At 63.8% G+C, this 12,017-nt stretch carries 8 protein-coding genes; 1 reads left to right on the plus strand and 7 read right to left on the minus strand.

Annotated features, from left to right (window positions below):
* Positions 1 to 295 precede the first annotated feature (295 nt).
* The 5 genes from GZ997_RS00825 to GZ997_RS00845 all read right to left on the minus strand — a co-directional run bounded on the left by GZ997_RS00825 (position 296) and on the right by GZ997_RS00845 (position 7,948).
* Complete coding sequence (locus tag GZ997_RS00825; protein ID WP_162678476.1) at positions 296 to 1,555, minus strand: hypothetical protein; 1,260 nt, start codon at positions 1,553 to 1,555, stop codon at positions 296 to 298.
* Positions 1,556 to 1,983: 428 nt separating this feature from the next.
* On the minus strand, positions 1,984 to 4,110 hold the full coding sequence (locus tag GZ997_RS00830; protein WP_162678477.1) for a DUF6541 family protein: 2,127 nt from the start codon (positions 4,108 to 4,110) through the stop codon (positions 1,984 to 1,986).
* Positions 4,111 to 4,160: 50 nt separating this feature from the next.
* Entirely contained in the window at positions 4,161 to 5,282 is a 1,122-nt protein-coding gene (locus GZ997_RS00835) for a glycosyltransferase (RefSeq protein ID WP_238994142.1), read from the minus strand.
* On the minus strand, positions 5,279 to 6,535 hold the full coding sequence (locus GZ997_RS00840) for a glycosyltransferase (RefSeq protein WP_203233846.1): 1,257 nt from the start codon (positions 6,533 to 6,535) through the stop codon (positions 5,279 to 5,281). Before GZ997_RS00840 ends, GZ997_RS00835 begins: the two co-directional genes overlap by 4 nt.
* 114 nt (positions 6,536 to 6,649) lie before the next feature.
* The gene (locus tag GZ997_RS00845) at positions 6,650 to 7,948 is read right to left on the minus strand and encodes an oligosaccharide flippase family protein (protein ID WP_162678479.1); all 1,299 of its coding nucleotides are present in this window, start codon (positions 7,946 to 7,948) and stop codon (positions 6,650 to 6,652) included.
* A 98-nt stretch (positions 7,949 to 8,046) separates the two neighbouring features.
* Between GZ997_RS00845 and GZ997_RS00850 the strand changes: the two genes are divergently transcribed.
* Positions 8,047 to 9,627 carry an asparagine synthetase B family protein gene (locus GZ997_RS00850; protein ID WP_162678480.1) on the plus strand — a complete coding sequence of 527 codons (1,581 nt, stop codon included), beginning with the start codon at positions 8,047 to 8,049 and terminating at the stop codon, positions 9,625 to 9,627.
* Positions 9,628 to 9,687: 60 nt separating this feature from the next.
* Here the strand turns inward: GZ997_RS00850 and GZ997_RS00855 are convergent, their stop codons facing one another.
* Positions 9,688 to 10,689, minus strand: a complete 1,002-nt coding sequence (locus GZ997_RS00855) for a glycosyltransferase family 4 protein (protein WP_162678481.1) — start codon at positions 10,687 to 10,689, stop codon at positions 9,688 to 9,690.
* A gap of 135 nt (positions 10,690 to 10,824) precedes the next feature.
* A complete protein-coding gene (locus tag GZ997_RS00860; protein WP_162678491.1) occupies positions 10,825 to 11,997 on the minus strand; it encodes a glycosyltransferase family 4 protein in 1,173 nt (390 codons plus the stop codon).
* Between the last annotated feature and the right edge of the window lie 20 nt (positions 11,998 to 12,017).

Genomic DNA, 12,017 nt, shown 5'->3' on the forward strand with positions numbered 1-12,017 from the left:
TTACGACCGTCCAGCCCGAACATTGCCACATGCACGGTAGCCCATCCCGAGGCGCTCATCGCCAAGTCCGAAGAGCCCATACTTATATCCGCTGCACCATCGGTGCAATTAGTCCTCGGTCGACGCCTGGCACGTCTCGGAAGTAGCTAAAAAAAGACCGATTACAACCTTCCCAATAGCGACCACAACCACACTCGCACCCACACTCATTCGCGCGCCCGTAAACACACCTCAAATGCCGACACGCAAAGTCAGACGAATGAGAGTTGCCCCAGCCAATCGTCCACCTTTCGCGCTAGCCGACCTTGGCCTTTCCGTTCCATGCTCGCACACCGGACAGCTGAGTGAAACTGTAACTGCAACTTCCGGTCGTAAGACCCGTGACAATTCCATACGCAGTAGCTCCGCCTCTACCATCGCCGTAGTAACTAATGCCACCGGAGTCACCGGCTCGGAAACCGTTGCAGTCTGCAACGCCGTCGCGATTGACGTCATGTATGGCGTTCGTCAGGTGCCCAACTGTGGTACTTCCCACCTTTCGCGTACTATTCGTGCTTCGGACAACATACCTGCAAGTCGCTCCTGTGGTTGACCCAGACGCACAGAGTTCGCGGCCAAGCGCCCTCCGGCCGAAGTCTCCACCGCTGATAGGTAGTGACGACGACGAATTGAGCTGTGCGTTAAACACCCGTAGAGCGTAGTGTGATCCCCGCAACAATTGCCAGTCGCCGTATTTGTGCGCGGTTCCAGTCCACGTGGTCGTGTACAGGCTGCCGACGAAGTTCCCGTTACCTCCATTCCGCCAAGTCCCTTTTCCGCAATGCCCGGCCGTCAGCACGTAGTATTTTCCTCCGATTTCGATGGGCGCCCCCAAGCTGCATCGGGTGCCGTTGCTCAGCACGATCGCACCGCCCGCGTAGAAATACGAGCTGTCGTTGAAACGTGTCTTGGCCTCAACTTCCGGTTCACCGGGAGTCACGCGCACTCCCACTCCAATGTCCCCCAAGGAGTCAAGTACGCTGTCTTCGAGGTCATCGAAGTCGGACTGATTACCGTCTTGACGTGAGTCTGCCGGGTGGTCACCCTCTGAGATGGTTACCTCAATGCCGTCTCCGATGGGGTCAGGAGCGACTGACTCGATGTGCAACGCACCCCAATCGCGGTTTAAAACCTGTTCTTCTGCAGCCCTGATCTGTTCTGGCGAATTCTCATTCACGACCGCCCGTATATGGGTCGAATCGGCGGAAAGCAACTCATCCAGGCCCGCAATGTCGAGCGAAGTGACGAACACTTCGACTACCTGCCGGTCTGATGTCAGTGCGACTCCGAGAACGGTATCGGGGTGGGATTCCGCAAATTCTTCCGCTCGGTTGGCAAGCGCTGCAACCGTCGAGGACTCCGAGCCATACCACAGGCGTTGGCCAAACTCATCGACGACGTTTACGCCGACATCATCGGGACCACTGACGTCATCGGCCGCTACGGCGGAAGTAGTAACTGCTTGGAAGCATAGTGCGACAGCAAATGCCGCTGCCAGGGACGTAAACGTACGCATGATCGGGTCTCCACGTTGATTCCGGCATGTCAGGGATTGTGAAGCAGCGTACATCGGCTATGAGGCCGCAGTCAAGCCCTCGGCGCGACTCATCTCAGCTGCTCGTGAGAACCGCAGATGGTGGCGACAAACGGCGGCGGGTCGGCTGGTGCGGGCCAGGGTGGAGATCGCAGGAAGTGCGCGGAGCGTGCGCCAAGGCGCCCAGAGAAGAACGACAGGGGGAGGATACCGAGGCGAGTCGTGCGTGGTCACCGGTCGGCTGCCGAGTGGGCGCAGGCGAGCACGCGGTGCGACACATACCGCTACAACCACGAGGACGGCGTGATACGGGCGTACGCATGAGGCGCGACAGGACAACCTGCCCGGAGTCACTCCCGCACAACACGGGTAGGCCCATACCACCGAACACCCAAACCGTAGGAGCCGCTCTAGGGTTCAAGAATCAGCCTGCCTTCCTCATCGAAGACATTCACCTCTCCATCCGGTCCGTACACCGGCTCGTAGGGCGTATTCAGGCCCCAGGGATCACGCACGAGAGACTCCGGTGAGTCGAGCTCGCCGCACGCAGTTATGCGCCATACAGATGCAGTGTCCCCGCTTGCCACAAGCTCGAAGCCGGTGGAGGTGTCTACCCCGTAGAGTCCGGGGGCGCGCTCGGCGACGTCCACCCCTGGGACCGTTCCCGAGTCGTCGGCGTAGTAGTAGCCCACGCGATAGTGTCGTATGAGCTCGCAGACTACGGGATCCTCGCGGAGCTCTGCGAAGTGCAGTGCCAGGTAATGAGCATCCCAATCCAGGGAGCGGAACGTTATGTGGGGGAACACCGAGCGCAGACCGCCTAGAACCTCAACGTAGGCCGCACCAGCAGCTGGGTCGCCGAGCACCATCAGAGACGGGTCCGTCCTGCCACGCAACGACTGGATCATCCGTACCTCGTCGACGCTCAAAGTGCGCACCAGCGCATTACTGCCTACCTCGTAGGAGCTCTCACTCACGCTCCGACGCGCAGCATCCGCACCGACACCTCCCACCAGAAGGATCGCTGCACAGGCCGCAGCGGTGACCTCCGCAGTAGCCTTACGGCGGGGAGCGGAAGCATGCTCGGCAACAGCCCCGGCACAAGTCTCCACCGCTACGACCGCCAGCAGGGAGATTGACGGTATAACCAGGGGTATGATGCGGTACGGATCGTTATACCAGAGCCCCGTGAGCGCAGTAAGAGGACCTAGCGGCAGGTAAGCCGCAACCAGTAGAACCATTGGCAGCAGCCAAGCGCAGGCAATCCATCGCCACTCTTTACGGCGCGCTGCGATTACCAGCCCCGCGGCGGTCAGCAGCAGCTGTAGTGCAAGCGCTAGCCGGTACCCCAAGTAGCCGCTGCCCAACGGCCAAAGCGTGATCAGCGCCTGTATACGCCGGGGTAGGTTCGAGACTCCGGCGTATCCCTCACGAGCAAGACGCGCCATCACGCCCGGCTCAAGTATCAGCAACCCACCCACAAGCACAACTGCGAACACGCCAAAGGCAACCAGGAGCAACGTCCCGCGTCGTCTTCCAAGACGGCGCGATATGAAACCCGCTGCGACCTTCGCTATGCCGTACAGGAGCGGAATACCGGTGAGAAGGACCGAGAATACGGCGGATGGATACGTGGCGATCGCCCCTCCCAGAGCGATCATAAAGGCAACGAGCGCGATGACGGCGCGACGCCTTCCCGCCGTGCCGGTGAGGCGGAGCATATGCATCGCCCGGCACAGCAACGCGAGCATAGCGGGGAGGACCGCGTACCCGAGAGCATTGGGCCACAACTGCCGATAACCGAGCATGTACACTGGAAACGCCGGAAGCAGAGCCGCCGTCAGAGGCGCGATTACCGGAGCCCACCTAGAGGTGGGGAAGGCCTCCATTGCAAGAGCAGCTATGCCGAGCGTCCATATGACGGGGGTGAGCGCGACCAGCGTATTGGTCACTGTTACCACGTGCGCGGGACCGGCGACGGCGGCAACGATGGCGTGCCATACCAAGGGATAGTATGCGGGGATTGCACGCAAGGAGAACGACCAGGAAGCACCGGTGAGCAGGGAGGCATCACCGGTCTGTGTAATGACCCAAGCAAGATTGTAATGGAACACCGAGTCTATCTGCTGGGCTGGCAGCTCCGGATTCCACTGGCTAACTATTGGTGCTGCAATAAGAATACCTGTCATGGTCGCCGCTAGCAGCGCCATGCCCGCCGTACCGCGCCTCCGCTGCGATAGTTCCTCCGGTAAGACCGCGGGCAGACCGCCTAGAACGAGTCGCGCAGTCAACGAGATGACAAGCACGTACAGCACCAGACCGATTACCAGCGAGGTGATCGTGTAGCGCACGCCCGTCCAGGAGTAGACCTGACCGAGCAAGGCAATCCCGGCAAAGGTCACTGGCGGCGCTGCCGCCACCGGCAGCACGCCCCGATATCCTAGAGCGCGCAAGGCCGCCCAGCCCGGCGCGAACACCAACCCGATGAGGCCGATGAGGTGGCCGGCATTGTGCAGCCACGGCAGGAGAACTGACATGAGGAACTTTCTCTTGAAATGAGGTGGCCGCTAGAACACGTACCAGCGGTTCAGAGCAGTGCCTCCAGGCTCTGCGGGGACAACGTTCTGGCGGCGTCCCGCGCACGGTCCGCCCAGGTATTGACTCGTGCAGCTGCTCGGGCGGCCGCAGCTCGCTCCGCAATCTCCTCCGGAGCTTCCTGCAGGTGGGCAAGCAGGGAAGCAATCGCATCCCGGTCATAGTCGACCACCCACCCGGCACCATTGGCCTCGACGATCCTGCCGGTCTCGGTGCCCCGTGTGGCGATCACCGGCCTACCGTACGACAGATACTCGAAGAGTTTCACCGGCACCGCGAAACTCCAGTATTCGCTAGGGCGAGCGGTAAGTACGCCCACACTCGCGCGTCTATACACCGGCGCCAACTCATTCGCCGCAAGATGACTCACCCTGATTTGCTCCGCAGAGAGTTCAGGGTTCGCAGCCACCGCCGTCTCCCACAACGGTTTTCGAGTGACTAATTCCAACTGCGCACACGGGATCGCAACAAGAGCGGAGAAGAACACGTCAAGGTCGTAATGGCCGCCTAGACCTCCAACATACACCAGGTGCAGCGTTCCATCTACAGGCGGCAATGGTTCCGAACAGTCGGCCTGTCCAGCCGGAGGCAACGGCGAGCATACATCATCATCCAAACCAAGAACATCAGCCATCGGCCTCGACGGAACAAAAAAGTTGACTCCGTTACGACGATATCCTACCAAGTCCGCCTTCTGTAGCGCAGGGACAATCGACCCACGCAAGCCCGACGCCCTCCCGAACGCGAAACGCCAATAGGCATCTCGATAAAACACGCCCACCGGCACCCCAGCATGCCTCATCGCCCGCATAATGCGATAGTCGAGCAACGGAGCAACACCGGTGCGCACGCTCGTAGCCAGTACGTTGGGCTGAGTCGAATTCTCGCTGTACAGGAATGCGGGCCGGTCACCGGCGGCGACTCGCGCGCGCAGGGCAGCGAACGCCCTCCTCCGGCGGCTAACCGAGCCAGAGAGGTCAAAGACCCTGTAGCCGATCTGCGCAAACGCCTCCCGCATGCGCAGCGGACGCAGCCGGGACGCCGAAGTCGGATCCGGGTCCAGCGGGTACGGGGCGTGGAAGACCATCCACGGCCTATCGCCTTGCGCGCTCATGCCGCCTCCCCCCGCCCGAGCCGGCTGGCGAGCTGCACCAACCGCTCGGCCATGTCGCTGTACTGCCGATCGGCATTGAATTCCTCGTCCCAGGTGCGCACCGCCTGCTCGCGCATCCGGGCGAAGTCGCTGGCAGATGCTCCGGCAACCCCCGCAATCGCATCCGCGAGGTCGTCTCCAGTGGCGTCAGCAGGCACTAGCCTCCCATTCACTCCATCATGGACTATCTCCTTGGTGCCACCCACGTCCGTGGCGACAACCGGCAGCCCAGCCGCCATTGCCTCCATAATCGACACCGGGACGCCTTCTCCCGAAGAGGAATTGACAAGCACCGTAAATCCGCCTGCCTCTAGCAGGGAGCGTATACGCGAATTCGGTTGGTACCCCATGAATTCAACCTGCGCGCCAGGCGCGACTGTTGCGGTGTACTGCCTTATCGAACTCAGCCTCGCCTCATCCCGTTCGCCGATATGCGTCCACCGAACCTGCAGGCCCCGACCACTGAGCGCCCCTACTGCGTCAGCGATTCGGTCCACGCGCTTGTACGGGGCTAGATGCGAGCAGCTGACTATATGAATCGGCTCCCGGCTACAGTCTCCCCTGCCACCGGCAGGCACCCCCAGGTGGCGTATTTGCAGGTTAGCGGTGCCTGCGCCGAGGTATGGTGTCAGGAACGACGCCGCATAGTGGGAGATCGGATAGACCTCATCCAGCCCTCCGACTAGCCGGCGGCGAGCCGGCAGGTGGCCCTGGGGCTTGTAGGACTCGTTGACATCATAGGCGTGGGCGCGGGACACAGCGGCTACCGGGGCGTCATGGGTGGCCCGCAGCATCTGCGCCATTCCAGCACCGTAGTAGAGCCAGTAGCCGTAGGCGACCAGCGGTCTCCCGGCCAGACGTTCGCGGTATAGGCGCGTACGGGTAAAGAGCTCGAAGCGGTGCAGCACATCAACAGCGAAATGCAGTTCACGGACCGCACAAGCCGCCGAGCGGCGTGTGTTCCCAAGCTCGACCCGCCCAGGTCCTGCGATGAGCCGGGGCATGTGCCTGGGCAGGCGCTGCTTCCAGCTCCGGCCGTCCACTAAAGGAAGCAGGACAGCGGAGACGTTCTCCGGTAACTTCCGCGTCTTGGATGCGCCTACACCGGCCCGCATCGGAACCACCCAGACCTCGGCGAAGCGCTCGGCTAGGTAGCTGATCTCCTGCTCGAAGAACTCCTCCCCAACATCGAAGGGGTAGTTGTCGGTGAACACTACCAGCGGAACAGGCGACTTTTTCACGTGGGTCCTCCCCGTGCGGCGGCATTATGTGAGCACAGACTGCGGTCGCATTCTCGCATACGCAGCGCAAGCGAGCTGGTAGTTCCGTCATCGTACGTCGTCGCGTCCGCCCGTGCGGTCATAGCGCCGGGCGGTCAGCAGCGCCATGCACAGCATGACGACCAGCATCACTGCCATCAGCATCCCCAGTACGAACACGGTCTGCATGATGGGCAGCGGGCTGAGCCAGAGCCATGTCAGCGGGACGGCGCAGTAGACCACAGCAAACGCCAGCAGTCGGCTCTGCTGCTCGGTCACCACGAATATATTAGAGATCGGCGAGGTGAGCACGTTCATGAACAGCCACGGCGTGAGCGCGCGTGCGTAGTATCCGGCATCGTCCCACGTGGGCCCGAACACCAGCGGGAACAGCCAGGGCGCCAGCAGGTACAGGAGCGCGAAGGGCACAATCGCGGCCAGGAAGGCGCGCCACAGCACGGCCCTCACCAGAGGTGCCATGGTCCCCGGCTCTGCGTCCGACAACTTCTTCAGGAACACCTGGGACACCGACCCGGAGATAAGGGAGACAGGCACCTGCATGGTGCTCCAAGCGAGCTGAAACTGCCCCAGTGCCGCCACAGATGCCGCACCAATGAACAGGTTGATGCCGTTGTTGCGGATCGAGTCCACGAAGACGTTGGGGCCGTTAAGTAACGGCATCTTCCAGTACCGCCGCATCATCTCGCGCATCGTCGGCGCCTCGGGGTCCCTCGGCTCATGCAGTTCGGGAACGCGGCGCTCCAGGAAGACCAGGGTGAGCAGCTGCCCGGTGATTGTGCCGATTATGATCGCGGAGAGCCCACCGTGCATGATCAGCCCCGCCACAAGTTGACAACTAGCAACCGCCGTATACTGGAACACGCGGTTGCGAGCGATGTCTCCGAACCGACCCTTGCGGGTGAGCCAGTACTGCACGTTGGTGATTTGCGCTACCAGGAAGACGGTAACGCCAGAGATCATAAGCCACCACATCAACTGCTCGGAGTGGTGGTAGTGGTCACGCAGTACGGTTGCGCCGACCATACAGACAAGTGAGGTCAGCAGGGAGCTGACTACGATGCATCGTCGGGACAGGCGCTCAAGGACCTTAGCCGAGCGATCATCCTTGGGGAGCACCACAGTCAAGTCGAAGCGCAGCGCGGCGAAGGTGATGACAAAGCCAGTGATGGATCCATAGATCCCGAACAGGCCCTTGTCCGTGTCCGAGTAGACCCGGGCTATGAAGATCTGCAGGACAAAGGTGATCGCCTGCGCGGTAGCCGTCCCTGACACCAGGGTGAGGATGGCACCCAGGACGGGGCTCCCAGTCCGCAGCCTTTCCCACCTGTCACGCAACCGCTGTACCATGCGGGTATTGAATCACGTCGTGCCTCTCCCACCGAGCATGCCGCGAGCCTCACGTATCACACGGCCTCGCTTCACACCCCGACGGCTTGAGGAGCCCCATGGAGAACTTCCGGATGATGCTCACCTCTCCGCTGTGGACCAGCACGCCTACAGCATCGGAGTGGCTATGGCGTCCGGTGCGCGACTGGGACAACGAGGACACTGTGAACAGTGTTTCCGCCGCCGCGCCATCCGATCGGCGCGGTCAGTGGACCGTCGTCACCCGCCAGGGCCGGGACCTCCGCATCGACACCGACCGCCTGCGCTCCCACCACCTGCTGTTCACCTATGTAAACGGCCAATGGATGGTCAGCGATGACCCGGAGTCACTTCGCAAGCACTCGGGTTCCTGGAGCCGCGATGCGGAGGCCGCAGACGTGTTCCTCCACACCGGTTTCGTGGTCGGCTCCCGGACCCTGGTAAGCGGCGTGCACGCGACACCAGCGGCCTCAACCGTGGTTCTGCACCCTGACGGTACCTGGACGTGCAGCCTGTGGGACTCTTTCGGGTACAGCACCAACCCGATCACCTCCGCCGCAGAGTTTGACGAGGCCTTCGATCATGCCCTGGACTTGGCGGTGACCCGTTTGCTTGCGCACGCCGAAGGCCGGCAACTGGTACTCCCGCTATCGGGCGGGCTCGACTCGCGGCTGCTGGCGGTCTGGCTCAAGCGTCTGGGCGCCCCCCGAGTAATCGCCTATACCTACGGCAAGCCCGGCTCCCGGGAGATCTCAATTTCTCGGGCCGTGGCACAGGCGCTGGGGATCGACTGGTTCTCAGTGGACCTAGACCCCTCGCGAATCGCGCAGCGCTGGCACACCGCCGCCGGCGCTCACTTTCAGGGCGCCACCTGGGGGCTCACCTCACTCCCCCACGTGCAGGACTGGTACGCCCTGACCGTAATCAGGGAAGACCACCTGGTCGACGACGACGCGATTATCCTCCCCGGGCACGCAGCGGTCCGGACACTGCACGACACCGGCTTGCTGCACTCATCCCCCTCGAACGCTCAAGTGTTCACCGCCATCGCCCGCCGATACGCGGTGCTCCAGGGTTCTCCCGAGGCATACCGCGCGCTACCGCTCCTGCGCGAGGAGATCCGGCGCGCGGAGACAGAGGCGCCGCTGGACCGCGAACGCGGCGTGCAAGGGTTGCTGGCATGGTTCAATCTCAGGGAGCGGCAGGCAAAATACATCAACAACTCCATGAAGGCCTATGAGTTCTTCGGCTACGACTGGGCGCTTCCCTTGCTGGACTCCGAGGTGTGGGACTGCTGGATGAACGGATCGGAGGAACTGACCGCGAACCGCGACTGGTACGCCCGCTACACCGGCGCCCACTATGCTCGCGTGACGGGACAGGAGCAGGAGCTGTATCGGGCGCCCAGTGTGTCTATGCCCGCCGTCCCCAAGCGCGCGTTGCTTGCCGCTATGCGCGCCACTGGAGGCGACCGGCTGCTATCACGAGTCCGCTCGGTACGCACCATGCTGGATCACCCCATGGCCTTCGAAGCCTTCACCGAGGGGATTCCGCGTTCAGAACAGGCCTGGCGCTTCGCCCGGGGAACCACGTCACTGGGCCTGTGGACACAGCTGTTCCTGGACAACCAGTGGGGCACCGATCTAGTACCGTCGTCCTGACTAATCACCCCAGGCGCTCGCGCGCCTAGGCCTTGGCATCGGCATCAGCAGCCTCGGCGTTCAGGAGCCACTCACCAGCGCGAAGCGTTCCTGAAGCCGTTCAACAGCTCGCGCAGGCGAGTGGTTGGCCTCAACCCACTCTCGTCCGCCCTGCACGCGCGCGCCCGCAAGCGCTTCACGAACTCCCTCCAACGTGGTTTCCAGCAGGCGCTCGGGAGCCGTCACCCCACCGAGCACGGGCACATCACGCGTCGTTGAATGCGATCCGTCGTACCAGCGCGAGTTCAGCGCCATGACCGTGGTGGTGCCCGTGGCAATCGCCTCAAGCTCGGAAATACTCATGTACCCGGACATTTGTCCCACGGCCAAGCTGCCGCTTCCCAGCCACCGCGCATAGTCATCGTGAGTCATCCGCTGCCGTAGCACCACACCGAAGTCCCGCGCCGCGGTAGCGGCGTTCTCACCCCAGTCCAGGCCTTCAAGCACTATCTGATCGCCGTGTTCATCACGCAACGCGGCCAGGAGCTCAAGCTGCATGTCCCCTCCTTTAGCCGCATCCCACCGGGAGGGGAAGAGTATGCGTGGAGGCGCCGCGGCGGTATCCACAGCTCTCGGCAGCTCGCCCACGTCTACGATCACGGGTTGGAGCGTGGCTGCGGGTGCCAGGTCCAGTACATGCTCGGCCAGGTCAGGGGTTGTGTAATAGACATCCAAGGCCTCACGTACAGCGCGCTCTACCACGTTTGTGTATGCGGGCTCGTAGCGTCGTACACGGATGTCCGTTCCGTGCAGGTGCAGCACATAGGGACGGCGCAGCCACCGTGTATGCGCAGTCACCGTCGCTCCGTGAATGTCAAGAAGATCCGACGCCAGTGCTCTGCGTGCAAGCCCCGCCTCCCAGGCCGCCCCGCGCAACGCGCGGCGCAGCGCGCGAGTACGCGGCGACCAGCGGGGATCAACCCGGGCAGTGTCGTACAGAGTCCAGTCAAGACCGATGCTGCGAGCCTGGCGCACCAGTGCGCTACCTATCCGAGCGACGTCGTTGACATGCAGAACCTTCACTAAGCCATTCTCACATGCCACGACGGGCCTGCGGAGAACACCTCCACAGCCAGCTCCGAGTCTTTGCACCCTGGTGTGCGGCAAATAGGCGTACACCAGGGTGCAAAAGCTCGCATCAGAGCAGAAAGTCGCGTGTCATTCCGCCAGCAGCACCTCCGCTGCCGCCACCTCGGCCAGCAGCACCTCGGCCGCGTCGCGCAGGGCTGCCCGCATGGAGCGGTTGTGCATGACCCATTCCCGACGGCGATCCGCAGCCTCGGCCCGCTGCGCCTCACCCGCCCGGGAGGCCCCCAGGGCGGCCAGCATGGCGGCGGCCACCTGCTCGGCGTCGTAGTCACTCGCCCAGCCCAGGGCGTTGGCGGGCAGGTCGGTGCGCGCCGGCCCGGGTCCGGCGTAGACCACCGGCGTGCCGCAGGCCAGGGCGGCGAAGATCTTGGTCGGGTAGGCGAAGTCGTAGCCGAGGCCGGGACGGATAGATACCACCGAGGCCACCGCCCCGCGCTGCCAGGTGGCCGCCTCCACCGCAGGAACCAGGTCGTGAAACTCCACGCGCGCATCGCCGCCCGCCAGATCCTTCAGCGCCTGCCAGTCGCTGCCCTGCCCCAGGAACACCAGCCGCGCCTCGGGCTCCTGCCTGTGCACCAGGCGCAGCGCCTCGATGAATACACCCGCGCCCTGCCACTCCGAGGCGGTGCCGGCGTACAGGAAGTAGGGGGCCTGCGGCGCGTCGGCGGCGCGCGGGCCGGCGGGGGTGAACACGTCGGTGTCGATGCCGTTGGGAACCACCGTCACCGCCCGGGCACCCAGCTCACCCACCCGCTCGGCGACGCCGTCGTTGACGGCCAACACGGTGCGGGCACCCCGCAGCACCAGGCGCTCCACTCCCCGCAGGGCACCAACCACCCAGCCGGGGGCGCCGGTGGAGGCCGCGGCGTCGGACCACACGTCGGCGGCGTAGTAGGCATAAGGAGCGCCACGCAGGGCGGCGGCCACGCGCACCACCGCCCCGGTGGTGGGAGGCGGCTCGGCGACGATCAGGTCCGGCGCGGGCCCGGCCAGCAGCCGCGCCGCGAGCGGGATGTCGAAGCTCAGGTACTGGGCGTAGCCGCGGATGTAGCCGCTCTCGTCGCGCAGGGCCGGGGCGGAGCGCACCGCCACGCCTGGGTCGGCGGGGGCGCTCATACCCGGCGGCGTGGAGGTCAGCACCGTCACTCGTGCGCCGGCGTCGGCCAGGGCGCGGGCCAGTCCGCGCAGCCGTAGCGCGGCGGCGGCCGGCTCGGGGGCGTACAGGCGGGTGGCCAGCACCACCCGGGGGCCGGCGCCGCCCG

Source organism: Actinomyces sp. 565 (assembly GCF_010365615.1).
GTDB lineage: Bacteria > Actinomycetota > Actinomycetes > Actinomycetales > Actinomycetaceae > Actinomyces.